Source organism: Candidatus Limnocylindrales bacterium (genome assembly GCA_035559535.1).
In the GTDB taxonomy this organism is placed as follows: Bacteria; Moduliflexota; Moduliflexia; order Moduliflexales; family JAUQPW01; genus JAUQPW01.
The window spans coordinates 267854-292694 of the sequence record DATMBG010000051.1; the positions used below are offsets into that span (position 1 = coordinate 267854).

A 24841-nucleotide genomic window follows, 5' to 3' on the forward strand; every position below is an offset into this window, starting at 1 on the left:
GGTAAAGCTAAATGAACCGGGGGGGAAAGGGGGGTTCAGCAAATTAATCTATTCTATCCTATCACTTGCCGGATGGATAGGCACCCAGATAAGATTTAATAAACCGCTGAATGATTTCTTCGTTATACTCTTTCAATTTGGCCAGTTTTCCCCAGGCCGTTAAGGCAATGAGAGTATCCATCTTGGGATAAGGTGCGACAAATACCCCTTCATAGGCCTGGGCGATCTTCTCCAGTTTGGCTACCAGGTCGTCGCAATGGGTACAATTGTATTGAATAAAAATCCCTCCATGTTCCAACTCATGGACCTGGATCTCCTCAGGGACAGGGGTCTTTAAAATTTTCTGTCCCACGTGTATCTCCACGTGGGGTCCTGAGGTCGGAGGAATGGTATTATAGGGGGCATGGGCCTGACCCGGATGAATATGAACCGGTGGCATCACCGGAACCGAAAATTCATCAGCCGGGGACTTCTCTTGTGCAAAAACCTGTAAACAAGGGAGGCTGAGCAAAAATAGACCAAACCCTATTCTATAAATCCTGTAAAGTAAATCCTTTCTCATAACCTAAGAACTCCTTCTTTAAATAAACTTTTGTCGGGCGAGAACTTAAATCTCCTGGTTCCTGATCCAACAGACCCCAGAGGGTTCCTTTGAAGCTACCTAATCTCCTGAAGATACCATACGTCAACCTACATAAAATTGTCAACTTTGAGATTTACTCTTGCCTGATTTGTATAAATAAAATAACTTATGGTTTATCTGGAGGATGAGAGGTTATACCACACCATAAACTAAAAAGTTTGAACGAAAAGGAGATCAGCCTATGGGATCGGAAAGTTGGCATGAACCCTATGAAAAAATCAGTGAGAAAACCTTAAATATGTCCAGAGCAATTAAATCTCTCATGGAAGAGTTGGAAGCCATTGATTGGTACCAACAGCGGGTCGATGTATGTACAGATGAAGAGCTAAGAAAAATTCTGGCTCATAACCGCGATGAAGAAATGGAACATGCTGCCATGGTCCTGGAGTGGATTCGACGAAATAATCCGACTTTTGAAGGACATTTGCGGACCTATCTCTTCAGTGAAGGAGAAATTACTCAAATAGAAGCCATAGAAATGAAGAATAGTAAACCCGGACCATCTTCAGAGAACGTTCGAACTTCTATTCCTAAAACCGTCGGAAGCTTAAAGCAGAGAAAGGAGAGTTAATTGTTATGAAATATCTCAATCGAGAAGCTGCCCCGATTAGCTCAAAGGTTTGGGAGGAAATTGATGAACTGGTTGTTTCCACGGCGAAAAGTTTATTGGTGGGGAGAAAATTGCTAGATGTGGAAGGCCCCCTCGGGCTCGGCTTTAAAGCCCTCGTTTCGAAAACAGAGCGGATAGCAGAAGCAGGACCCCCCCTGGCGGCTAAAATTCTCTGTAGTCCTACCCTTCCTATACCCCAGATTTACAGTTCCTTTTCTTTAAGTATCAGCATGATCGAAGCCTATGAAACTTATCATCAACCTCTAGACCTGGATGCAGCATTTCAAGCCGCTAAAAACTGTATCCTTAAAGAGGATGAGCTGGTATTTTTCGGTTATGAAAGCCTCTCCATTACAGGTATTCTTAACACACCCGGTGTCCATAAGATCCCGTTGGGGGATTGGAGTCGAGTCGGTCAGGCCATCGAAGATGTGATCCAGGCGGCCAATCAACTGGATAAAGCAGGCTATCCGGGCCCCTATGCCCTGGCTCTGGCTTCACCTCTTTATAACAGCCTGTTTCGACTGTATAAAGACAGCGATGTTCTCCAAATCGAAAATCTACGTTCTCTGGTTACAGAAGGGATTTTTAAAACCCCTGTGCTTCAAAACAAAGGAGTACTTTTAGATACGGTTAACGGTAACCAGATTATTCTGGGTCAGGATCTGATGACCTCGTTCTCCGGATTTGGAGAGGTTTTTTATGAATTTACTATCTCTGAAAGTCTGGTTCCAAATATTGGAACTCCAGAGGCCATTTGTATTATTTCTGCCTGAAGCAGGAAAGATGGGAAGGTGGGGGTATGGAAGTATGGGAGGGTAGAAGTAAGGGGGTATGGAAGTGAGGGAATGGGAGAAAGAAGAGGAGGACTCCTGAGTTCGTCCTCTTTTCTCAGGCTTAAATTCGAGCTCGTTTAACCTGTTGAGTCGGTACAAACTCCAGGTAAGCCCTTAGAAATTCTATCCAATTTGGGCAGGTTTCGGCAAAATCTAGCTTTTGGTAATAAGGAGTTAAGATTCTCTTATTTTCTGGGAAAAAGATTCCCACCCTTCGGGTATCGGAAGTATCCTTTGTTTTAGGCGTTTCAAAGACCAGGGTGTTTAGGCTGCTGAGAAGTCTTTCCGCCTCTTCTTTAAGATCATCTCGATTTTCTACCTTCAAAAGAGTTGCCAGATCATAAAGATCGACGTAGTTGGGATTGGAAAATACTTGAACTTCTCTCCGAACCTGGGAAAAGAATCCGTACATTTGAGACAGGTGGGTTTTAAGGATCAGAGCTAAACGATCCAATGATCGGACCACCGGATCAAGATGACTTAGGTTCAATAAAGATAGCTCTTTTCCCGGAGATCCCTGCTGTTGCTTTACCCAGGCTCTTACCAAATCTTCAAGGGAGAGGTCTGGCTGCTTCGCCGGGATTTCGAATATTTCTCCCTGTACCCAGGGTTTTTTCCTTGCTTCCTCCCCTGAACCGATCACAACATGTACTGCTCCTTTGATCTCATTAACCCCTTCCAATAGATTTGGCAGACATCCATCCAGACCCAGGATTCCCAATCGGATTCCAGATTCCTGCAGGGCCTTTTTGAGTTCAAGGATGTCTAAGAAGTCCCGAAGGCTTGCCTGTCGATCCGTATAAACGGTTTCCATGAGCTCCTGTTGGGTCAGGATAGTCTTCGCTGTACTAAAAAAAATAGCCCGAGCGACTGCTTCATAGGGAAAAGGAGTTCGGTACAAAGGTTTAGATTTGAACCCTTGAATATTCCAGGGATTTCCATGATTCCAGATTATCAAGATGTAATGGTCTGCGGCAGAGTACTCTTGACTCCATCTTAAAAAGTTACCCAGACTTTTCTCATCTCCTGGGGAATCTTCTTGAAGGGTTTGAATAAGATGAATCTGTCCTTGTTGAATTCGATAGCGGCTTATCTCCTCCTCCTGTTGATGGGTTATTTCGATAAGAAGAGAAATATTTTTTTCGGTTTGAACTCTCCGGAGTTCTTCAAAAAGAGAGGGTAACCGATCTCCTTCCTTCAGGTGATTACACCCGGGGATATAAATCATGCAGGTTTGATGTATTGACATAATTTCGTTAGAATCTTTACCGCTTCTCGATTCGTTAAAAAATAATCTATTTAATTACTCCCTCAGCTATAAAGTTGAGCAATTTCTTACCTTGTCAAGACAATACTCTTTCAGGTACCTGTATTTATCTTGCGGGTGTGGTTTTTTCTATCTTCTGGTAAATCCCCCTTTTGAAAGGAAGCAGGGAGGACGCTGAGATATCCAAGAAACAGCAAATATGATATTATACCCATTAGATAGGGAAACATGGCCTGAATTGTAGAGGCAGCCCTCTGTGGCTACCCTATTTAAGGGCGATTCCATCAGGATTGTCCTCTCTGCCTATTATGCCTATTATGTGATCTCTTTAGGAAGAATTAGTATAATTTGTCTTCTCAAGGTAAGGGAAGTATTATTTTATCTTGGAAAGGATTAAAGAATAGAGAGCCTTATACCCTTTTGAATCGTTGCTCTAAGGCTTGCCGTCGAAAATTGAAAATATCCCACAATTTAGGTCCTACCACCCAACGATGGAGAAGTCGTCCAATCGGCCCCATATAAAGAGCATAATGAATAATATCCTGTATCTCGATACCGTCATCGGTTTCACGGAAAAGATGCTGATGATGCCAAAAGCGATAAGGTCCAAAACGTTGCTCATCTACGAAGAGATGGGGTTCGACCATATGAGTGATCTCTGTTACCCAGGATAAAGGGATGTTTAAAATTGGACTGATCTTATACATTATGATCAGCCCTACGTACATCTTTTCCGGTAGTTGTGAGGTAACCCTGAATCTTAACCAGGGCGGGGTGATTTGAGCTAGATTTCTGGGATCTAGGAAAAAAGTCCATGCCGTATCTATTCCAATGGGTAAGTACTGACGAAAATGCAAACGATAAAGCTTCATAGAGAGCTTAAAAGTCCTTCTCACCTTAACGTACACAATATCTGTAACTTCCCATAAAACGAATTATACATGATTCCGTAGCATAAGTTCGGCGGGATAAGGATTCAGATAGGTTTGTTCTAAGACCCATGGGATAGGATGGTGCCGGAGGTGATGACGAAGCAAGGTAATGGGGACAATCAGAGGAACCAAACCTTTTCGGTAATCTTCCAGGTAGGATATCAATTCAGCTTTATCCTGGGAATCTAAAACTTTTTTTAGAAACCCCAGCAGGTGGTAGAGCACATCGACATGTTTTTTGGTTGTTACTTTAACTTTGAGGGCAGTCATAAACAGCTCTCCGTACTCCCGTAAAAGATCCTGCATGGGGATTTTTCCAGTCTGGGCTACCAGACGACCCAGTTTTTGGTAATACTCCCGGCTATGGGAAAGCAGGGTCAATTTATGTTGGGTATGAAAACGTATCAAATCTTTGGGTTCTGGGTTTATCCTGAGTAATTCAGTCCATCGATAATAAGAAAAAACCCGTTCGATGAAGTTTTCTCGCAAGCGCAGATCCTGCAAGCGGCCTTCTTCTTCAATGGGTAGTAGAGGAAATCGCCGAATCAGCGCCTCGGCAAAAAGTCCTCGCCCTTTTCTCTGAGGAGCTCCCTTTTCTCCGTAAACACGAACCCGCTCCATTCCACAGGAAGGAGAGTCCTTCTTCAGGATATATCCGTGGAGATTTAGTTGAGCGAGTTCTTCTAAACGCTTTTCAGCAAAGCAGGCCATGATTTCCGTCAAATCGGTTTTTGAGTGGGGTGCAATGAGATGGGGAGTAGATAAAGTGTCAACCAGTCGTAGACTTTCTCGGGGAGTACCCAATCCCATCTCGATCTCCGGACAAACCGGAATCCACTGGAAAAACTTTCCAAGCGTCTCGGTAATAAAAGGATCTTTCTTGTGACCGCCATCAAAACGAACTCTTGCTCCTAATAAACAACTGCTGATGCCTATACGAATAGCCGGTATCATACTGCAAAACACTCAGGGTGCTTTGGGTTGTCCCATGACCGGAAAGTAGAGAAACTTGAAACCCTTGTGGGAAATACTTTCCTTACTTTTCTTTAATGATCTGGAATAAAGGGTTTTATCTCTACACACCCACAGACGATGAGAATTTCATATGGATAGATTGAACGTTTTTAGAAAAAAGAATTAATTTATTAATGTAGTTTTTACTCTGACCATTAGAATAGCAGCATCCTATTGAGAAGTCAAGGTGTTTGGTTTTTGTAAAAATGGGTTTAATTTAGCCACAGAGCCTACCGAAGATCCGGGGATTAAAAGAGAAGTTCTTCCCAATGGAATCTTCGGGTTTAGGGCAGGCTGTGGGGTTTTAGGATGTAACCTATCGTGTTGATATTCTATGTAGCCTATGGGAACAGGCAAAATAAAGAAGAGGTTCAAGCAATTTTTAACCTTAGGTTTTCTAATTTATCTTTTTTCTCCCCCTGTAGCTTATAGTAAACTTCAAGACTTTCCGTATGGAAACTCTGGAAAAAATTTCAATCAGCAGGTGGTTATTAACATTCCGGCCTATCGGCTGGTTCTTTATACACCAGATGGGGGCGATTCCTGGCGAACCTTAACCATTCCTATTGGAGTTGGAAGGGGAACGGAATTTTCTAACCAGACTCCAACCGGGGAGGGATATCTTTACGCCAAGGCAACCGGGGTTGTGTTTCGGTATGGGGATCAAAATCCGGAAGACCTGGTTGGAAAGGTAATTGAGTACTCCTACACCTTTGATAAAAAAACCCTCAAACCCATCAAGATTCCCATGCCGAAGGATATGAAGTCGATATTCATGTCCATTCTCAGTGATGAAACCCAGGAAGTCTATGAGCAGTTTGTACTTCATCAGACAACTGATTGGTATACTGTCGGAGCTCCCAGTTCTAATGGTTGTATTCGAATCGATACGGAAGACATGCAGATTTTATATGATTACCTGGCCCCTGAGATCAGATCTGGCAGATTCCCTCGTGCTGTGCCTATTTCGATTCGTTATGAAATTGTTGAGTATAACGAGCCGCGGGAAGAGCTGGTCCTTCATGCGAACATTTACCATAAACCTTTGGATTATTTTGACGAGGTTTTAAAAATTTTGCAACAGCAACGTATTGATTTAAGGAGGATAGACTTCTCTCGGCTGAAATGGTACATTGACACTGCAGAAGCTCAATTTCAGTCAATCGAACAATACATTCGAAAAAAATTAAGTCGACCTCCTGCTAAACGGCTTCTCTTAGATAAAGAGAAAGAACAGCTCCATTATTCTATTTTCCTGGAAGAAATCTTGAGATAAGACCTAAAACCTAAAAGGTAAAAATTAAATTTTAAATTTGAGGTAGGTTTAGCTCTTTACGTTTTAGGTTTTAGGTTTTATGTTTTAGGATATGAATGACGACGATACAATATCTGCTAACGATCCCGAAAAGAGTTATAAAATCGAAGAAAAAGAACCTCCCCGTACCTTACCCGGGCCTAATGGAAATTTAAACTATCCGATTTCGCAACCCCCCATCAAACGGAAGATTTCTTTTACGAAAAATATTAAACGCAGGGTCCTTTATGGGCTTATCCTCGTTTTACTCGTTATAGGGGTGGCTTATGGGGTTAAACTTTATCACTTTTACTTAAATCATGAAACCACCGATAACGCCCAGGTAGAAGGTCGGATTATCACCATCAGTCCCAGGACTGCCGGGGTTGTAGAGAAAGTTTTGGTAGATGTAAACCAGCGTGTAAAAGCAGATCAATTGCTTGTACAATTGAATACCAGGCCTTTAGCTATTGAAGTAGAACAAGCGAAGGCAGCCGTTGAGGTCATCAAAGCCAAGTTAGCGTCTGCGCGCCTGTCGGTGCCCCTCGAGCAAAATCGGACAGATGCAAAAATCACAGAGGCCAGAGCACAAGCAGAAGCCATGAGAAAAAGTCTTGCAACGGCTCAAGCGGAGTTAACCCGTATAGAGAAGGAAACCCTCGGGTATAAAGCTCAAATGGAAAAGGCGGAACTGGATCGAAGGCGGTTAGAGCAACTCCACGCGAAAGGAGTCATTCCTCAGCAACAGCTCGATGCAGCGATCTCAGACTACAATGTGGCTCGGTCTAATTATGAAGCCTCCCTGGCTTCTCAACGGGTCGCCGCGGCAAAGATTGAGTCTCTTAAAAACCAGATTAAACAGACCGAAGCCCAGATAGTCTTGGCTCAAACGGGTCATACCGAGACGGAAATGAAAGGTCAGGAAGCTAAATCTCTGGAGGCCGAGCTGGCCCAGGCCGAGGCGAATCTGGACGCAGCCCTGCTCAGACTCTCCTATACCGAAATTAGAGCCCCGGTAGATGGAATTATTGGGAAGAGATCGGTGGAAGTCGGAGAAAGGGTCAATGTAGGTCAGCCTTTAATGGCCCTTATTCCCGATGAGGTCTGGATTGTTGCAAATTTGAAGGAAACTCAACTGGAGTATGTCCGTGTCGGTCAACCGGTGGAATTTACAGTGGATGCCTATCCAGGAAAGGTATTTAAGGGAAAGGTAGAAAGTATCAGCCCTGCAACCGGTGCGAAATTTTCCCTTTTACCTCCCGATAATGCCACCGGTAACTTTACCAAGGTTGTTCAACGGGTCCCTGTGCGAATTACCATCGAGGGAGACCCTGAGTATCCCATCCGACCTGGGATGTCTGTGTTTGTAACCATTGATATCAGTAGTGCCCGTGCAAAGTAAACAGGCAAAAGGCGAAAGGGCAAATGAAATCTTTCTTTTACCTTTCGCCTTTTGCCTTTTGATTTTTACCTTTTGTCTTCTGTGAAACCTCAGCACAAATGGATTATCATCTTGATAGCCGTTCTGGGAACCCTTCTCCAGGCTATCGATGTGAGCATCGTAAACGTAGCATTACCCCATATGATGGGTAATCTGGGGGCGACGCTGGACGAAATCAACTGGGTGGTTACAGGTTATATTATCGCCAATGTCATTGTTCTTCCTTTAACAGGCTGGTTTACGGCCTGGTTAGGACGAAAAAGATTTTTAGCATTATCTATCGGAATCTTTACCGTCGCCTCTTTTTTTTGTGGAATTGCCTGGAGCGTCGAAACCCTTGTTTTCTTTCGAATCATTCAGGGAATGGGAGGAGGGGCCCTTATCCCAAGCTCCCAATCCCTCCTCATGGAAACCTTTCCCCCTAAAGAACAGGGAGGGGCCATGGCGGCTTTTGGAGTAGGCACCATGGTCGGTCCCACGTTGGGACCGACCTTAGGAGGTTGGATTACCGATAATTATAATTGGCCCTGGATCTTTTATATCAACATCCCCGTCGGGGGCCTTGCCTTACTGCTGGCCTATTTCTTTCTACAAGATTCTACCCACTCTAAAAACCCAGCCCCCCAGGTAGACTACCTGGGGATCATCTTACTGGCTATAGGCGTTGGATGTATGCAGGTGATCCTGGAGCTTGGGGAACGGAAAGACTGGTTCGAATCCAATGGAATTAAAACACTCAGTCTTTTAACCGGGCTGGCTTTAATCAGCTTCGTCTGGTGGGAGCTCCGAATTGATCATCCTGCGGTCAACTTGAAGGTTTTGACTAACCGTTCTCTTTGGGTCGGTACTGTGATCGCTACCTTTTTAGGAGTCGGACTCATGGGACCTACCTTTCTACTTCCAGTTTTTTTACAAACCCTGTTAAATTACACGGCCTGGCAGACCGGAAAGGCGATCCTCCTCAGTTCCATTTCTACCGCCATTGCTATGTTTATTTCGGGTAAACTGATGACCAGAATTTCCCCTCAATACGTCATTGCTATGGGAATAGGTGCTTTTAGCCTGGGTCTCTACAAAATGTCCCAGTTTACGCTGGAAATTGGGACCTCCGATCTGGTCGTTCCTCAGATCCTACGAGGAATTGGAATCGGCTTTATGTTTGTTCCCCTGAGTATAGCAGCCCTCAGTACCCTGGAAAAAAAAGACATGGCCAGTGCCTCCGGCATTTACACCTTCATGCGCCAGACCGGTGGGAGTTTCGGTATCGCGATTCTCGTCACCTTTCTCAAACAAAGGGAAATTTTTCACCGATCCATTCTGAGTGAATACCTCCATCCTCTAAATCCTTTAACCACCCAACGATTGCAAATACTGGAACAGGGACTTCTGGCCAAAGGCATTAATCCAGAATCCTCGAGTAAGATCGCTTTGAACCTCTTAGATCATACCGTAACCCGACAGGCTTTACTTCTCTCCTTTCGAGACGCTTTTCTGCTCATCGCAGTTCTGATCATAATCACCTTTCCTTTCCTTTTTCTCCTGCGACGAAAGAAAAGCTCCGTTCAGATTGTCCTGGGAGATTAAAAGTACCCTGTCTCTATAGCTGAGAAAGGATCTCCTCCCTTTTCTTCCGATATTCTTCGGGAGTAATGAGATTCTTCTGAAATAGCTCCCAGAGGGTTTGTAGCCGTTCCGGAATGCGACTTTTTTCCAATTCCTTTTCTTTTTCCAGAGTTTTTTCTTTCTGGGTCATCTTGAACATGCGCATCAGTTCCTCTTTTACCACCTCACGATTTTGCCTGAAATAATAATCTGCTACCATCCCCATGGCCCAGGTTGTTCCATAAACTTTGGAAAGATTCGCAATGATCCCAATACCGGGTATAAACCGAACTAACTGACGCAGTACCATACTTCCTCCAATGGAGGAGAGAATTTCAAAGATAACTTTCTTATCCAATGCGTAACCGTATACCTTTCCAATAGCTCGAACCATGGTTACTTGAATGGGTGTTTCTATAAAAGGAACCGGAGACATGGCTAATACAGAAGCAGCTAAAGCAGAAGCATGGATAATCTGCTCGATCACTTTATCCCGTTCCTCAGGGGTCGCATCATCAAAGTCGCCGGATATGAGTTTTTGAATAGTTTCTTCGTAATTCATAAAATACCTATTTTTCCTCCTGTTTAAAGGTATCTACTTCAAAGATAGGCCCTATATTTCCAACACTCATTAAATCTTCTCGTATTTGCCCGGTTACAACAACCCGGGCACCATCTTGATAAAGACCGGGATCACCCCCGATCAGCTCGTAATGATCTCCGCTGTCGGTAATAAGTTCCCAGAATCGGGTTCCAAGTTGGTGAAACTTTAAAGTTCCTCGAAGAGTCAATTTAAGAAAGAAGTGGGGGGAGTGTAAGAGTATGGGAGTGGGGGAGTGGGAGAGTATGGGGTAATATTTCTTATCCTCCCATACTTCCATACCTTGAAAAGTCTTTTCATTTAGAAAGTAACTGGCAAGTATACTCCCCCACTCCCATACTCTTACACTCCCACACCTCCATACTCCCACACTTCTACGAGGGTTTTCCTGCAAGGTAAGCTAATCCAAATGAAAAAAAGGCATTCACTAAAAGCCAGGTTTTATCCAGCAGAAAATTTCCAGGAATATAAGCAACTGTTGCCGAAGTTAGAAGAGCATCTACCAACAGATGACCGGTCAGACCCAGGGTAAAGCCCAGGGCAAAACGGTTGAGGGATTTTGTGCTTAACAAGGTTATGATCAAAAGAAGGGGGAACATCGCGCTATGAAACAACGGGTTTAAATCTGAAATCCTCCCCAACACAGAATAATCTAGGTCTGGAAAAGCTCGGGTAAAGGGTGTTATACCCTTGCTTAATAGGCCAGGTAATGGAAAAAAATTCAGGAAAAAAAGTCCTGAGGAAGCCCACAGGAGCCCAAGCCAGAAAAGAAGTCGGGGAAGCTTTTTGGGCAGGTGAAATCCTCTAAGGAGTTTAAAATAGATCCAGGCTAATAAGATCGCCACCAGGAGATACTTTAATCTGACAGGTATGATCATCGTTTGCGGAACAAAGATATCCGGTCGGAGGGAAGAGACGGCAGCGGCTGCATTGAGGAGTCCGGCGCCGTATTTCTCATCCGGGTTTTCTCCTGGAACGACGTTTGAAAGAGACTCTCCCTGTTGGGTATGCCGGGTCGCACTGGCCTTGAGTATTTTCTCTACTTCATCGGGATTTTTCACTCCCAGGGAGATGATCAGAGCCGCTGTACCCGCTACATGGGGTGCTGCCATGGAAGTTCCCTGGAAATATTCATAACCATCCCGGGTTGGATCCATGTATCCAATGGTATTTTGAAGGATTCCATAACTGATACCCTTACTGGTATCTCCACCCGGCGCAGCCAGGTCGATCTCCGGACCGTAGCTGGAATAAGGGGCCAGGGTTCCATTCGGTCCCAGGGCAGAGACACCTATACAATGAGGATCGGAGGCCGGAAAGCTCACCCCTCTACGACCTGAATTCCCGGCTGCACAGACCAGGGTCACACCTTTATCATGGGCATAGGCCATGGCTTCTTGAATAGTTCTACTGGGGAAAAAGCCCCCTAAACTTAAATTGATAACCTGTGCCCCGTGATCTGCCGCATATTGGATAGCTTCAGCAATATCGGCTATATTCCCGAACCCAAACCGATTCAAAACTTTTAACGGCATGATGGTAGCTTCATAGGCTATTCCTGCCACCCCAATCCTATTATGGGTTGACTGGGCAATAGTTCCGGCTACATGGGTTCCATGACCGTTATCATCATTGGGATGGGTATCATCATCGATAAAGTCATAACCCTCTGTAAATTGAGTATTTGCCAGATCTTGGACCCGGTGGTAAACCCCTTTTCGGTCTTGATAATCTTCATAGGCAACTCCTGTATCGATAACAGCCACAATAACCCCTTTTCCATGGGTTTTGTCCCAAGCTTCCGGCATCTGAATGAACTTCATGTTCCATTGTTTATCAAAAAGTGGATCATTGGGAATTTCAAAAGCCTGATAAAGATAATTGGGTTCTACATATTCAACAGTAGCCTCGGCAGCTAAAGCCTGTAGGAGTTTTTGAAGCTTATCAGAATCCATCCCTGCCTTTGAAAATCGGGTAAGGGCTTCCGGCTTTGAGAAAATGCTGTTATAGGTTAATTGAATTCCATACTTATGGGCAATTTTCTCAATCTCTTCTTGGGGAAGATTGTCTTTAAAATTAACAATTACCTCCCCATCATCCTCCTGGGCAGCACTTTGTAGGGGGAAAAAAGATAGGAAACCGATTAGATAATAAACTATAAAATACCAACGATAAATCATATGTTTGTCTCCTGATTGGTAAAGACTTTAAAATATTATCCCAAAACAGGAGAGGTTTGTCAATCTTTTTTCACCTGCCTGCTTCCCTCTCTCCGGTTTCTGTTTTTAATCATAATACTCGAGTCCTAGATGGGTAATTAATTCCTCCCCCCGGATATAGCGTAAGGTATTTTTAAGCTTCATAAGCTGGATGAAAAGATCATGTTCAGGGTAAAGCTCAGGGGCACACATGGGACTTTTAAAGTAAAACGAGAGCCATTCCTGGATTCCACGCATATTGCATCTTTGAGCCAAATCCATGAAGAGAGCCAGATCCAGAACGATGGGGGCTGCCAGAATGCTATCTCTGCAGAGGAAGTTAATCTTAATTTGCATGGGATATCCCAGCCAACCAAAGATATCGATATTATCCCAACCTTCCTTGTTATCCCCCCGGGGTGGATAGTAATGAATGTGGACCTGATGAATAACCTTCTCATAAAGTTCCGGATAGAGATCTGGCTGAAGGATGTAATTAAGGGCCGATAGCTTGCTTTCTTCCTTGGTTTTGAAAGAAGCCGGATCATCCAGGACTTCTCCGTCTCGATTTCCGAGAAGGTTAGTAGAAAACCAACCCTTTAGACCCAGAACTCTGGATTTTAAACCGGGGGCAAGGATGGTTTTCATAAGGGTTTGTCCGGTTTTAAAATCCTTCCCGGCTATGGGAACCCCATTCTGATTGGATAACTCGATCAAAGCCGGTATATCAATCGTGAGGTTAGGAGCTCCATTGGCAAAGGGGACTCCTGAACAAAGTGCGGCATAGGCGTAAATCATGCTGGGGGCAATTTTGGGATGATTTTCTTTTAATCCCGATTCAAAGTTCTGGAGACTCTGATGGACTTCATCGGGTTCTAAAAAAGACTCTGTACTGGCACACCAAATCATAACCATCCGGGATAAATTCCACTCTTTTTTGAAACGCTGAATATCTTCCATAAGTTGATGGGCTAAATCCATCTTGTTCTGCCCTTTTTTGATATTATCACCGGAAAGTCGTTTAACATAAGCCTGATCAAATACAGCGCGCCAGGGGACGATAGCTTCCAGTTCCTTCCGAACCTGATCCAGTAGACTTTTCTCAATAACACCCGCTTTCAAAGCCGCCTGATAACCGTTATCTTGAAAGATATCCCAGGCTCCAAAAACCAGATCTTCCAGTTTAGCTAAAGGGACGAAATCTTTAATCTTAGGAACCCGCTTATCGGTTCGCTTTCCCAGACGAATCGTTCCGAGCTGGGTGAGAGATCCAATGGGGTGGCCCAGACCTTTCTTAATAAGCTCAACACCCGCTATCAAAGTGGTACTGACGGCCCCTAATCCCGGAAGTAAAATCCCCAATCGACCTTCCGCAGGTTTAATAGAAATGCCTTTTTCTATCATGAAAGTAGCATCAAGCTAGAGAAATACAAAGTATAGGGAAGGTGAGCTAAAGTGCTTAGTACTTTGTAAAGTTAGATTTGAGTAACCGTTCTGCCCTCACCCCCAACCCCTCCTCCCCCCCTCTTCCATCCCCCGTGGACGGGGGATGGAAGGAGGGTATTTGGGAAGTTGATCCGGAGATCCTCCAGCTTCCCTCTCCCACGTTGTGGGAGAGGGGTCAGGGGTGAGGGAAAGCGATGCAAAATTAGCTTTACAAAGTCCTAAAGAGCTAAAGTTAATTTTCTACTTTAGACACCTCCTTATACCCTGTGTTCCCCTAGCTCGGATTAAAATTTAGATCTATAAAGGTATGGGAATATAGTTTTTTAAATACGACCCCTAATTTGAGGATGTCAATGGAAATAAGGAAGGAAGTACCACAAAAAAGTTGACTTTATCCAAAAGGTAGATATAAAGAATATAACTTTTAAAGGAACAAAAGTAAAACCCTCTCAGGGAGGATGGGGTTGTGAAGAGAATCAAGCTTTATGGTGTTAAAGATCCAAATATTTCAAGCCAGTTGATACTAGCTAAAGAAAAAGGGTTTTTTGATGAAGAAGGTCTGCAAGTGGAATATCGACTTCTTCCCTCCGGAACCATAATGCCGGATGAAGTGATTCAGGCCAAGGAGAAGCCTTTTGCTTTTACTCAGACTCCGGTTACCACGCTCATTCTTCAGGATCGAGGCCTGGATGTTAAAATTGTGGCCCCTCTGGCAGATATTTCTGGAACTCAACAGGTTGTGATTCGGGAGGATTCTGGAATTGTAACTCCCAGAGATTTAGAGGGAAAGAAAATAGGAATGGCGCAAGGGGCCGCGGTTTATATTGCCCTTCAGAGTATGGCCCGGGAGTTTGGAGTAGATCTGACGCGGATTACCTTTGTAGACCTGCTTCCTGCTCAACAGTTAGAAGCACTACAACGGGGAGAAATCGACGGAATGGCGTGTTGGGAACCCTGGACCAGCCGGGCCCAGGCCATAGGAGGTAAATTTTATTTCTCCGGTTCCCGTTCGGCCATACCGGGCTATGAGGAAGAGATTAACTGGTTGGTAGACCAAAGTGTCCTCATGGTTTTGAACGAGAATCTTCAACAACATCCGGATACGGTTAAAGCTCTGATTCGGGCCTTTAAAAAAGCAACGGATTTCATTAATGAGAATCCAGAAGAAGCGGCCATGATTTTATCGGGACCCCTGTCTGCTGATAAAATCGAGCTGGATAAAATTCTGGCCCTCAATAAATACTCCATGAAGATGGATAACCTCTTTAAAATAGGGCTTCTCTCCTTTCGAGAGCTCCTATTTCAAAATGGGGTCATCTCCACCATGCCCGAGGAAAAGAGATTGTATACAACGGAATGGTTGGAGGCTGTAGAGCCTTCTCTGGTTCTCATAACCCGTGAAGGGGAGGTTGTGGAGGAAGAAGAAAATGAAGAGTTTTTGGAAATTTTCTTTGAGGAGGCCGGTGATATCCTGGAAGGTCTGGAGAAAGGAATCCTGGCCCTTGAGAAAGCCCCTGGAGATCGAAATATTCTAAGAAATGTTATAACGGCCTCCCACACGTTAAAAGGTAATTCAGGATTCCTCGGATTTGAAAAGATTAATTCCCTGAGCCGCCATATGGAAGAGACCCTTAAGGCCGTTCAGAAATCTGACGGAATTATTACCCAGGGTTTGATTACCGTTCTCTTTAATTGCCTGGATACTCTTCGGAGATTGGTCAATGACTATAAAACAGATAAAACCAGCCCCCTGGATCTCACACCGCTATTAACAAAAATTAATCAACTGGTATCGGAGTCCTTAACCGAAACAGCCGTTTCCCTGGTTCATCAGCAGGAAGAAGGTATTGAACTGATTGGATATGAAGAAGTAAAACTTAAGGAAGCTCAAGAAAAAGGAAAAAGAGTATTCCGAATAGAGATAGAATTTGCACCCGATTGGTCTCTGCACTCTGCAGGTGCTTTTATGGTAACTCGCAAGCTCTCCCGATTGGGGGAGGTTATCAAGGTGGACCCCCCTTTAGGGAGTGGTGAACTAAAAAAAACAAATCACTTCCAACTCATCCTGGCCAGTAGCGCACCTGAGGAGTTGATCCAACGTCGGGGAAAGGTAGCCGCAGTTGTTCAGACTATTCGTATATCTCCCTTTGCACTTCCCTCCTTATCTGAAACCCACAGGGTAGAGGTCCTTTCACCGGGTTCAGAGCCTGTGACCTCCTATTCCGTAGACGAGGAGTTCGAAATCTCTTCCTATACTCCTGTTACTTCTACACCGTCGGCTAAAAAAACCTTACGGGTAGACTATCAACTACTGGATGAAATTATGAACGTGGTTGGGGAACTGGTTATCGGAGGAGCCACCCTTTCCCAAGGTCTAAGTAAATTAAATGCCATTTTTCCTACCGGAGAAACAGCCCGTTTGATCGAGCAACTTATGAAGACCAATACGCTGGTTCGAAAAAATTTGTTGAACCTACAAGAGAATATCATGAAGGTTCGTATGATGCCGATCGATGTGGTATTTAAACGTTTCCCTCGATTGGTCAGAGATCTGGCTCTAAAAAAAGGTAAAGAAGTGAAGCTGGAAATAACCGGAGAGCACACCGAACTGGATAAAGCCATCCTGGATCTGATCGGGGAGCCTTTAACGAAACTTCTTCGAAGTATTGTGGAATACGGAATTGAACCCCCCTCTCTACGAGCCCAACTGGGTAAACCGACCACAGGTAGAGTAAGTCTCAACTCTTACCATGCCGGTAATCAAATTATTATCGAAATTTCCGATGATGGCCGAGGAACCGACCTGGTTCGGGTGAAAAACCTGGCCGTCGAACATAAATTTTTTACCCCCGAGGAAGCTGAAAATCTCTCCATTTCGGACCTTTTTAATGTATTCTTTAATCGGGGATTGGTCATCCCTGAAAGCGAGGAAAACTCTTTTCTGTTCGGTCCAGGAATCCAGAGTGCTCGTAAGGTCATCGAAGAGCTTAATGGCACCCTAGAAGTCGAAAGCCAACTGAATAAGGGAACCCGATTTATCGTTAAACTCCCTTTAACTTTAGCCATTATTCAAGCCCTTCTTCTGGAAATCGGAAACCGGGTTTTTGCCATTCCCTTATCGCTGGTGGTAGAAGTCCTGAGAATTTCAACAAAAAACATCGAAATCATAGGAAAACAGGAAGTTTTTCAACTCAGAGGTCAGGTCATTCACCTCCTGAGACCTTACGATATTCTGGGAGTTCCTCCACCTAAAATCCAGAATGAGAAATTATTTGTGGTGGTGGTACGGGTTGCACGGGATGAATTGGTGGGGATTGTCACAGACCAACCTTTAGAAAAAGAAGAACTGGTCATCAAATCCTTGGATACTAAAATTGTCAAAACAGATATTATTTCCAGTGCTTCCAAACTGGGAGACGGACGGGTGATTCTCATTTTGGATGTACCCGCCCTCATTAGCAAGATGTATAACCGGGAGTACTAAAACTGAGTACCCGGTACTCCAATTATGGCCGAGATTCTCAAAAAAGATGGAAAAAAATTTCGATTTCTCTTGGTCGACGATTCTCGATTTGCGCGTATAAGCTTAAGTAAGGTGGTCGAACAGGTGGGAGGGGAAGTCGTTGGGGAAGCTACGTCGGGTGAGGAAGCTCTCCGTCGTTTTGAAGAACTCAGACCCGACATCGTGACCATGGATATGTCCTTACCCGATACGGACGGAATTACCCTGGTCCGACGTTTTATGGGAATAAATCCCCAGACCCTTATTATTCTGATCAGTGGAATCTCCCATGAGGAGGTAATCGAAGAGGCTTTACGTGCAGGAGCCGAGCATTTTATTTCTAAACCCCTAAACCTAAATAAAGCCGTTGAGATCGTACGGTGGGTTTTGGAAGAATCAGACCGATAAAAACAAGGGTGGGAGTGTGGGGATGTGGAAGTGTGGGGGTATGGGAGTATGGGGGTAATATTTCTTATACTCTTATACTTCCATACTTCGAAAAGTCTTTTCATTTAGAAAGTAACTGGCAAGTATACTTCTACACTCCCACACTCCCATACTTTCACACTCCCATACCCCCACACCTCCACCCTATTTTTTTAAACGAATGTTAACCAGTTATACTTATCTTCGGTTTTGCCACTGGTAATAGCAAAAAATTTAGCCTGAATCCGTTCGGTGATAGGCCCACGGGTACCGCTTCCAATCTTGATTTTATCCACAGAACGGATAGGAGTAATTTCGGCCGCCGTGCCTGTAAAAAAGATTTCATCTGCGATATACAAGAACTCCCGAAGTAAGGGTTGTTCGCGAACTTCATAACCAAAATCTCGGGCTATGGTTATGGCACATTCTCGGGTAATACCCGGTAGGATAGATTGAGCCGTCAAAGGGGTATAAATAATCCCGTTTTTAATGATAAACAAATTTTCACCACTTCCCTCGCTCAGGTAACCAAATATATCCAGGCTGATTCCTTCTCGATAGCCATCTTCCAGGGCTTCCAAAACCATCAACTGGGAACTTAAATAATTTCCACCAGCTTTAGCCATAGAGGGAATGGTTCCGGGAGCCACTCTTCTCCAGGAGGAGACACATACATCTACCCCGTTTTCAATGGCTTCTGACCCTAAATAGGCCCCCCATTCGATCACAGCAATGGCCACATTCACCGGACATGTCTTTGGATTCACGCCGATTTCCTTATATCCCCGAAAGGCCACCGGTCGAATATAACAGCTCTTTAAGCGGTTTACCCGGATGGTCTCTAAAATGGCATCCCGTAACTCGGCTCTGGAATAAGGAATGTCCATGCGATAAATTTTGGCAGAATCATAAAGACGGGTCAAATGCTGATCTAAACAGAAGACCGCCGGACCTTTAGCTGTATTATAACAACGAAGCCCTTCAAAGACACTGGAGCCATAATGTACCACATGGGATAATACATGGATTTTAGCGTCTTGCCAGGGAACAAACTTTCCGTCAAACCAAATTTTTTCAGATTCTTTCATTGAATATTCAGTGATGAATAATGAGTGATTAGTCATGAGTAAGGGGTAGAGAATTCAGAACTCAGAATTACCGCCTAATCGCTTTTGACCATGACTCATGGGATTAGAACAGATTTAGAACTCGAAATCACTTCTAACTCCTGGCTTCTGACTTCTAACCTCACTCATAGCTCATCACCCAGGCTTATTTTCTCGCCCATATTTTCCATATAGGTTTTTTTCTTTGTTTTCTAATCAGACCCAAATTTAACCGAACCTCTTCGTAGTCTGGTTTTAGTTGAAGCGCCTTCTCATAAACCTCTCTGGCTTGATCCCACATCTGCCGCTCCTCATAAATAAGACCCATCATATAATAAATAGATGGATTATTTGGCTCTATTTGTAAAGCTTCTTTACATTTTGCAATGGCATCCCTTGGCCTTTGGCTGTCTAAAAGATCACAGGCTTCATCCAGCAAGGAACTTACTTTAGAGTTTATTGCCGGTTCAGGTTTTAAACGCTGCCTGGAGGACCCTACTTCCCTAGATTCCGGATTAAGAGATTCCGAAACCTCTGCTTTAATCTCTTCCCCAGGACCCTCAGAAGCCAGGGTTGAAACCTGCTCGGTTTCTGCTTTTGGTTCCTTTTGAATCATAGGAGAAGGAGATATAGAAGAAGAGGAAGGCACTTCTAAGATTTCTTTCTGAATAGGGGGGTTTTCTAAAGTCGGTCTGGATTGACTTTTTTTCCCCTTTAAAGCCAAAGCCAGGTAATTCTTTGCCTTTTCATCATAAGGAGTCAGGGTCAGAACCTTCTCTAAAATAGGAATAGCTGCTTCAAAATTTTTCTGTTGCAGATAGAGAACACTTAAATTTTTCTGGGATTGCAGGTCATCTGGATTAATCTCTACGGCCTTTTCAAGAGCTTTTAAAGCTTCCGACCACATCTTTTTTTGACCATAGATAACCCCCAGATTACGATATCCGTCCAGATGGCGAGGGTTTAATTCAACCACCCTCTGAAAACTTTTCAGGGCTTCATCAAACATCCTTTTTTTCAAAAAATCCATTCCCTGCTGAGCGGCCTTATCTGCTTCCTGGACCGCCATCTCAGAAGCTACTTTTGCTAAAGGGGACTCCAAAGCTTCCTCTGATATGGGTGGAGAGGCAGATTCTTTTTTAACGGCCCTTTCTGAGAAAGATGTCGAAACTTCCTCCCATCCCGACGGAGGAGTGGAAGTAGAATCTTCTTTCTTAATAAAGAAAATATTCTGACAGCGGGGACATTTAATATTAGCCCCCTGGGGAGGTATTTTGGCGGCATCTACATTCCCTTGGGCCCCACAATGGCTGCACTGAACTCTCATGATTTTCCTCCTTTGGGGAGGTTAAATCCAGGTACCTGGACCTCTCAATCTGTTTTTACCCGTTTACCCATGGAGATTCCTTTACCGTACCAGTTCTCTCAGAAGAAATTTGCCTGATCCTTATAAGGAATATATCGTTTACTATGGATTATAATACCCCAGGAGATTTGTCAAGTTTAAAAAGCAACCCATTCAGGAGTCAGAATTCAAAACCAGGAGCCAGAAGCTAAAAGTCAGAAGGAAAAGAATTCTTAAGTTTGATTCCTGAATTCTGATTCCCGGATTTTGACTCCCGACTCCTGAGGAATAAGAAGAGAAAAGTTATTGACTTTCCCTAAGGTAAGGTATAACGTTACACAAAGTTTTAAATCCCTGATTCAGAGTTCCAAACTGGAAAAATTTGGAATTTTGAAATCCGGGATTTTGCCTGCATGATGCCATCCTCCTTATATCTCAAGCAAATAGAGTTGGGACCCATGGAAAATTTCGTTTATCTCATAGGGGATCCTGAAACCCGAGAAGCAGCTGTGGTAGATCCGGCCTGGGACGTAGATACAATTCTGAAAATTGCCCAACAGGATGAAATGAATATTACTAAAATCTTCATCACCCATCATCATCCAGATCATACTAACGGGATCGAAGAACTCTTAAACCATGTTCAGGCAAAAGTTTATATACAAAAAGCAGAAGCCGAGTTCATGAAGCGAATCTGGTCGGATACCGTCAAAGTAGAAAGTGGAGACGTTATCCGGGTTGGGAACATCCCGGTCACCTTTCTTCACACCCCAGGGCATACCCCGGGTTCCCAATGTTTTCTTTTAGATAATAAACTCATTTCAGGAGATACTCTATTTATAGGATTTTGTGGACGTTGTGATCTGCCGGGTGGAAATCCTGAACAGATGTATGATAGCCTGTACAACCGGTTAGGGAAACTGGATGGCCGAACCCTCCTCTACCCGGGACATAATTACGGAAAAACACCGGTTTCGACCTTGGAGGAGGAAAGAAAACAGAATCCTTATCTGCAATTCCAGTCTTTAGAAGACTTTGTGAAATTTAGAATGAGGAGATAAATATGGGCATTGCAAATCAAGTAGCCATTATTGGAACCGGCCTGTGCAAGTTTGGAGAGAACTTCGAGATGGGGTATACCGATATGCTGGTAGAAGCCTGTCTTGAAGCTTTCCAGGACGCCGGAATTGAACCCAAACAGATTCAGGCAGCCTGGTTAGGGACTTACCTTCCTTTTTCTTGGGGATTTGAAGGAGTTGCTGGAACTGCGGTTGCCGAACCCCTTAACCTGTATCCCATCCCCGTTGTTCGAGTTTCCAACTATTGCTGTACAGGTATGGAAGCCGTACGAAATGCCGCCTTAGCCGTTGCAGCGGGTGAATATGATTTGGTTCTGGCTGTAGGGGTCGAAAAGATGCGCGAAGTTCCACCCCGAGGAAGCCTGGTTGCCCAGCATGTAGAACGCGGACATCCCCTGTACGCCAAGGGGCGTACGGCACCTGGAATGTTTGCCCTGCTGGCCACCCGGTACTTGGAAGAGTATGGGATTGGAGAAGAGTATCTGGCTAAGGTGGCCGTAAAAAATCACTATCACGGTAGCTTAAATCCCAAGGCCCATTTTCAAAAGGAGATTACCGAGGATATGGTACGAAAAGCCCCTCGGATAGCCGAGCCTTTGGGACTTCTGGATTGTTGTCCTACAACCGACGGAGCTGCCGCTGTTATTTTAACCCGTATTGATTTAGCTCCTCAATTTACCAGGGATTATGTGGTGATTCAGGGTGTTGGAACCGCCGTAACAGGCGGCTACTATACCGCCCAATTCGACCCTACCTTTTCTTTTACTGGCTTTCGATCGACCCGGGAAGCTGCGGCTATTGCTTACAAACAGGCTGGCATCCAAAATCCGATGCGGGAAATCGATGTGGTTCAATGTCACGATTGTTTCACCATTACCGAAATCATCAATTATGAAGACCTGGGTTTCTGTGAAAAGGGTAAAGGCTGGCAGCTTATTCGAGACGGGGTTACCCGACTGGATGGGGAACTCCCGGTCAACACCGATGGTGGCTTAAAGGCTTGCGGTCACCCGGTAGGCGCTTCGGGAGTCCGTATGATTGCCCACATCTGCGACCAACTACGAGGTCGAGCCGGGAAAATGCAGGTGAAAAACGCCCGCCGAGGTCTGGCTCACACCTTGGGGGGACCTGGGTCTATCTCTACGGTATTCGTGCTAGGACGGGATTAAGTCTCATCTTAAACCTCACCCTTTTCACACGGGTAAATCCAGGGTTCAGTTCAGACCGGTCTATGGCAAAGTAAAACAGGTACCGGCTGTTAGAAACGATGAGGCTTACGTTTCCTTTTACCTTTCCCTGTTAAGAAAAGTTAAAGAGTCCATCATTCTTGTTCGGGGAAAAAATTATCATCTAATATTTGTTCGAAAGAAAAGGGGCACTTTATTGGAAAGTGCCTCAGGTCAATACCTGTCTCATCTTCAGCTTTCAACTTAGCTTTTTGATAAGCTATCTCGATTCCCTGCTCAAGTTCCTGACGAAGGCTAGGACTTTCGTTCAGCAATTCCTGTATATCCAGGCGTTGAGTAATTATAGTATTTTTCCCACTTTTTGAACGTCTTACGGGTTGGAATTGCCACTTTAAAAGATAAACGAGTAAAAGGGTCAACCGGTTCATTAACTCTTGCTTTTCACTTCTACCCATAGCCTCCAGTTCCTCTGCTACGTTTTCCGTATCAACTTCTGAAAATTTTCCTTGACGAATTAATTCTGCATTTTTCATCAACCAGGCATAAAAGTCTTTCTCATAATCCTTAACAATTTTTTCCATAACTCCCTCTCACACTCCCATACTCCCACACTCCCATACCCCTCACACTTTCATGCTTTTCGTAGCCCTTCATTGAGAAGCCCTGGTCTGCTCCAGAAGTTGTACAATACTTACATCCCCGGGATCCAGAATGAGGGCGTTTTTCCATTCCTTGACAGCCTGCTCTAGATTCCCTAACTTGAAGTAGGCAATACCTATGTTTTTATGGATGGCCGGGTTGAAGGGGTTGATCTGGTTAGATTCCCAGTAATTTTGTATGGCCCGGGTATAATCCCCCTGAGCCAGATAAATATCTCCCAGGTTGGTATAGGTCGTGACATAGTTCGGATTACTGGCCACGGCCTTTTCAAGTTGTTCTTTAGCCTTATACAGATCTCCAAGCTCCATATAGGCTAGAGCCAGCTTGTTGAGAATAAAAGGTGAGTTGGGAGCATTCCGTAACGCCCTTTGATATTCCAGAACTGCGGCCTGTCTCCGCCCGATTCTACGAAAATCATCTCCGCGTTTGACCTGCTCACGGGCCTGGAAAGATTGAATTTCCTCGAATAACGCTTCCTCCTCGGGATTGGGACCTTTGAGTTTAAAATTCTCCCCTTCCAGCCCAGGGGTTTTCTTTAAATTTTTACCTTTGAGAAATTCTTTCCACCCCTTTTCAAAATCTCCATAGCTCTTTCCCAGGGCTTCGCTTACGGCAACGGAAGCCGGAACACCTTTTTTGAGGATATTCATGATTTTGGGGAGGATTCCGGAGCCACCGGTCGTGGTAATATATTCCACCGCAGAAGCGACTTCCACAAAGGCCAATTGAACCTCTTCCTGACTATTCAATTTCACCAGAGAAGGCTCCATTTGTTGAAAGCCGATCAGGGTATTGGTATCCAAAGCCCTGGCCAGAAGATCTTCTGAAAAAGGAGTCAGATAATCCCCTCTAATATCTTTCCAGAGTTTTTCATGATACTTGGCGGTTCCCTCGTGTAGCCAGATGGGAGTGTTATTGTTGCTGGTCCGTACGATGACATAGTGGACATATTCATGGGTTAAGGTATCCATCCACCGATATCCCCGGAGTAAGGTCCAGGGGGATGCCATTACAATTTTGTTGAATTTAGTAATAGCAATAGCACCCGAGACTTCAATGTCTCTTTTGGAAAGGCTGGAAGCTGCATTGAAACTATCTGCATCGGGATAAATTTCCACCAAAATTTTTTCCTCAGGAAAGTATTGAAATTCTTTCCCGATCTTTTCATAGGCTTTTTCTAAAGTATCCAGGGCATAATCTACCAAAATCCGATCTATTTTAGGATCCAATCGTAGAATAAAATGGGCACTTTCGTATTGGGTAAAAGATCGGGTGAGTTCCTCTAGAGTTTTAACAAAACTCTGAAATCCCTGGATTTGTTGATCATGGGGGGTTTTTGTATTGACTTGCTCCAAGATCTCTAAAGACTTTGCATAATTTCCTTGAAGGAAGTAAATTTTAGCCAGGAGCGCAAGAAGTTGAGGGTTTTGAGGATCTTTTTCAAGAGCCTGGGAAATCTGCTTGTAGGCAGGAGTTACATTCCAACTCCTTAAATTCTCCTCGGCAGTCTCAATCACTTTTGACCAATCCTCTGCCTGAAGGGAGCTGGATGAGAAATTGATTAGGCACAGAGCAAAGCTCAATAAAATTATAAGGTGTATGCTAGGGGTATTCCATGATTTCATGTATTAAAGTCCTTTCTTAGGTCAGAT

At 44.3% G+C, this 24841-nt stretch carries 21 protein-coding genes; 9 read left to right on the forward strand and 12 right to left on the reverse strand.

From position 1 onward, the window contains the following. Nucleotides 1–61: 61 nt before the first annotated feature. A complete protein-coding gene (locus VNM22_19650; GenBank protein HWP49382.1) occupies nucleotides 62–562 on the reverse strand; it encodes a DUF3105 domain-containing protein in 501 nt (166 codons plus the stop codon). Between the two features lie 262 nt (nucleotides 563–824). Between VNM22_19650 and VNM22_19655 the strand changes: the two genes are divergently transcribed. Beyond that, nucleotides 825–1214: a ferritin-like domain-containing protein gene (locus VNM22_19655; protein HWP49383.1), complete on the forward strand. Its 390-nt coding sequence runs from the start codon at nucleotides 825–827 to the stop codon at nucleotides 1212–1214. Between the two features lie 5 nt (nucleotides 1215–1219). After that, nucleotides 1220–2029 (forward strand): family 1 encapsulin nanocompartment shell protein, encoded by an 810-nt coding sequence (locus tag VNM22_19660; GenBank protein ID HWP49384.1) that lies wholly within the window; start codon nucleotides 1220–1222, stop codon nucleotides 2027–2029. Between the two features lie 121 nt (nucleotides 2030–2150). Here VNM22_19660 and VNM22_19665 read toward each other — a convergent pair whose 3' ends face one another. The 3 genes from VNM22_19665 to VNM22_19675 form a co-directional block, all read right to left on the reverse strand. Then, nucleotides 2151–3338: a clostripain-related cysteine peptidase gene (locus VNM22_19665; GenBank protein ID HWP49385.1), complete on the reverse strand. Its 1188-nt coding sequence runs from the start codon at nucleotides 3336–3338 to the stop codon at nucleotides 2151–2153. Nucleotides 3339–3766: 428 nt separating this feature from the next. Then, a complete protein-coding gene (locus VNM22_19670) occupies nucleotides 3767–4228 on the reverse strand; it encodes an SRPBCC family protein (GenBank protein ID HWP49386.1) in 462 nt (153 codons plus the stop codon). Between the two features lie 63 nt (nucleotides 4229–4291). After that, nucleotides 4292–5242: a DUF523 and DUF1722 domain-containing protein gene (locus VNM22_19675; GenBank protein HWP49387.1), complete on the reverse strand. Its 951-nt coding sequence runs from the start codon at nucleotides 5240–5242 to the stop codon at nucleotides 4292–4294. Nucleotides 5243–5645: 403 nt separating this feature from the next. On the opposite strand from VNM22_19675, the gene VNM22_19680 reads away from it, so the two are divergent. The 3 genes from VNM22_19680 to VNM22_19690 all read left to right on the forward strand — a co-directional run bounded on the left by VNM22_19680 (nucleotide 5646) and on the right by VNM22_19690 (nucleotide 9621). Beyond that, on the forward strand, nucleotides 5646–6578 hold the full coding sequence (locus VNM22_19680; protein HWP49388.1) for a L,D-transpeptidase: 933 nt from the start codon (nucleotides 5646–5648) through the stop codon (nucleotides 6576–6578). 91 nt (nucleotides 6579–6669) lie between these two features. Then, nucleotides 6670–7998: an HlyD family secretion protein gene (locus VNM22_19685; protein HWP49389.1), complete on the forward strand. Its 1329-nt coding sequence runs from the start codon at nucleotides 6670–6672 to the stop codon at nucleotides 7996–7998. Between the two features lie 81 nt (nucleotides 7999–8079). Beyond that, nucleotides 8080–9621, forward strand: a complete 1542-nt coding sequence (locus tag VNM22_19690; GenBank protein ID HWP49390.1) for a DHA2 family efflux MFS transporter permease subunit — start codon at nucleotides 8080–8082, stop codon at nucleotides 9619–9621. Nucleotides 9622–9634: 13 nt separating this feature from the next. Here VNM22_19690 and VNM22_19695 read toward each other — a convergent pair whose 3' ends face one another. The 4 genes from VNM22_19695 to VNM22_19710 form a co-directional block, all read right to left on the reverse strand. Then, nucleotides 9635–10201 (reverse strand): hypothetical protein, encoded by a 567-nt coding sequence (locus tag VNM22_19695; GenBank protein HWP49391.1) that lies wholly within the window; start codon nucleotides 10199–10201, stop codon nucleotides 9635–9637. A gap of 7 nt (nucleotides 10202–10208) precedes the next feature. Beyond that, nucleotides 10209–10520: a hypothetical protein gene (locus VNM22_19700; GenBank protein ID HWP49392.1), complete on the reverse strand. Its 312-nt coding sequence runs from the start codon at nucleotides 10518–10520 to the stop codon at nucleotides 10209–10211. 94 nt (nucleotides 10521–10614) lie between these two features. Next, a complete protein-coding gene (locus VNM22_19705; protein HWP49393.1) occupies nucleotides 10615–12420 on the reverse strand; it encodes a S8 family serine peptidase in 1806 nt (601 codons plus the stop codon). Between the two features lie 105 nt (nucleotides 12421–12525). Then, complete coding sequence (locus VNM22_19710; protein HWP49394.1) at nucleotides 12526–13842, reverse strand: inositol-3-phosphate synthase; 1317 nt, start codon at nucleotides 13840–13842, stop codon at nucleotides 12526–12528. Between the two features lie 508 nt (nucleotides 13843–14350). Between VNM22_19710 and VNM22_19715 the strand changes: the two genes are divergently transcribed. Both VNM22_19715 and VNM22_19720 read left to right on the forward strand, forming a co-directional pair. Next, nucleotides 14351–17368, forward strand: a complete 3018-nt coding sequence (locus VNM22_19715; GenBank protein ID HWP49395.1) for an ABC transporter substrate-binding protein — start codon at nucleotides 14351–14353, stop codon at nucleotides 17366–17368. A 24-nt stretch (nucleotides 17369–17392) separates the two neighbouring features. Further along, nucleotides 17393–17794 carry a response regulator gene (locus VNM22_19720; protein HWP49396.1) on the forward strand — a complete coding sequence of 134 codons (402 nt, stop codon included), beginning with the start codon at nucleotides 17393–17395 and terminating at the stop codon, nucleotides 17792–17794. A 191-nt stretch (nucleotides 17795–17985) separates the two neighbouring features. Here VNM22_19720 and VNM22_19725 read toward each other — a convergent pair whose 3' ends face one another. Further along, nucleotides 17986–18900, reverse strand: coding sequence for a branched-chain amino acid transaminase (locus VNM22_19725; protein HWP49397.1), 915 nt, complete (start codon nucleotides 18898–18900; stop codon nucleotides 17986–17988). Nucleotides 18901–19084: 184 nt separating this feature from the next. Next, nucleotides 19085–20245 carry a tetratricopeptide repeat protein gene (locus tag VNM22_19730; protein ID HWP49398.1) on the reverse strand — a complete coding sequence of 387 codons (1161 nt, stop codon included), beginning with the start codon at nucleotides 20243–20245 and terminating at the stop codon, nucleotides 19085–19087. Between the two features lie 431 nt (nucleotides 20246–20676). Here VNM22_19730 and VNM22_19735 point away from each other — a divergent pair, with 431 nt between their 5' ends. Together VNM22_19735 and VNM22_19740 are read left to right on the forward strand one after the other, a co-directional pair. After that, a complete protein-coding gene (locus VNM22_19735) occupies nucleotides 20677–21324 on the forward strand; it encodes an MBL fold metallo-hydrolase (GenBank protein HWP49399.1) in 648 nt (215 codons plus the stop codon). Between the two features lie 2 nt (nucleotides 21325–21326). After that, nucleotides 21327–22511, forward strand: coding sequence for an acetyl-CoA acetyltransferase (locus VNM22_19740; GenBank protein HWP49400.1), 1185 nt, complete (start codon nucleotides 21327–21329; stop codon nucleotides 22509–22511). Nucleotides 22512–22663: 152 nt separating this feature from the next. Here the strand turns inward: VNM22_19740 and VNM22_19745 are convergent, their stop codons facing one another. Beyond that, the gene (locus VNM22_19745) at nucleotides 22664–23110 is read right to left on the reverse strand and encodes a DUF29 domain-containing protein (protein ID HWP49401.1); all 447 of its coding nucleotides are present in this window, start codon (nucleotides 23108–23110) and stop codon (nucleotides 22664–22666) included. Between the two features lie 69 nt (nucleotides 23111–23179). Continuing rightward, nucleotides 23180–24706, reverse strand: a complete 1527-nt coding sequence (locus VNM22_19750; GenBank protein HWP49402.1) for a tetratricopeptide repeat protein — start codon at nucleotides 24704–24706, stop codon at nucleotides 23180–23182. Between the last annotated feature and the right edge of the window lie 135 nt (nucleotides 24707–24841).

Excerpts from the sequence above, each read along its gene's own strand:
- VNM22_19725 (HWP49397.1), bottom strand. The coding sequence starts at position 18,900 with ATGAAAGAATCTGAAAAAATTTGGTTTGACGGAAAGTTTGTTCCCTGG.
- VNM22_19680 (HWP49388.1), top strand. The coding sequence starts at position 5,646 with ATGGGAACAGGCAAAATAAAGAAGAGGTTCAAGCAATTTTTAACCTTA.
- VNM22_19705 (HWP49393.1), bottom strand. The coding sequence starts at position 12,420 with ATGATTTATCGTTGGTATTTTATAGTTTATTATCTAATCGGTTTCCTA.
- VNM22_19745 (HWP49401.1), bottom strand. The coding sequence starts at position 23,110 with ATGGAAAAAATTGTTAAGGATTATGAGAAAGACTTTTATGCCTGGTTG.
- VNM22_19700 (HWP49392.1), bottom strand. The coding sequence starts at position 10,520 with ATGGAAGTATGGGAGGATAAGAAATATTACCCCATACTCTCCCACTCC.
- VNM22_19720 (HWP49396.1), top strand. The coding sequence starts at position 17,393 with ATGGCCGAGATTCTCAAAAAAGATGGAAAAAAATTTCGATTTCTCTTG.
- VNM22_19735 (HWP49399.1), top strand. The coding sequence starts at position 20,677 with ATGATGCCATCCTCCTTATATCTCAAGCAAATAGAGTTGGGACCCATG.
- VNM22_19695 (HWP49391.1), bottom strand. The coding sequence starts at position 10,201 with ATGAATTACGAAGAAACTATTCAAAAACTCATATCCGGCGACTTTGAT.
- VNM22_19655 (HWP49383.1), top strand. The coding sequence starts at position 825 with ATGGGATCGGAAAGTTGGCATGAACCCTATGAAAAAATCAGTGAGAAA.
- VNM22_19740 (HWP49400.1), top strand. The coding sequence starts at position 21,327 with ATGGGCATTGCAAATCAAGTAGCCATTATTGGAACCGGCCTGTGCAAG.
- VNM22_19650 (HWP49382.1), bottom strand. The coding sequence starts at position 562 with ATGAGAAAGGATTTACTTTACAGGATTTATAGAATAGGGTTTGGTCTA.
- VNM22_19675 (HWP49387.1), bottom strand. The coding sequence starts at position 5,242 with ATGATACCGGCTATTCGTATAGGCATCAGCAGTTGTTTATTAGGAGCA.
- VNM22_19710 (HWP49394.1), bottom strand. The coding sequence starts at position 13,842 with ATGATAGAAAAAGGCATTTCTATTAAACCTGCGGAAGGTCGATTGGGG.
- VNM22_19670 (HWP49386.1), bottom strand. The coding sequence starts at position 4,228 with ATGAAGCTTTATCGTTTGCATTTTCGTCAGTACTTACCCATTGGAATA.
- VNM22_19665 (HWP49385.1), bottom strand. The coding sequence starts at position 3,338 with ATGTCAATACATCAAACCTGCATGATTTATATCCCCGGGTGTAATCAC.
- VNM22_19685 (HWP49389.1), top strand. The coding sequence starts at position 6,670 with ATGAATGACGACGATACAATATCTGCTAACGATCCCGAAAAGAGTTAT.
- VNM22_19730 (HWP49398.1), bottom strand. The coding sequence starts at position 20,245 with ATGAGAGTTCAGTGCAGCCATTGTGGGGCCCAAGGGAATGTAGATGCC.
- VNM22_19660 (HWP49384.1), top strand. The coding sequence starts at position 1,220 with ATGAAATATCTCAATCGAGAAGCTGCCCCGATTAGCTCAAAGGTTTGG.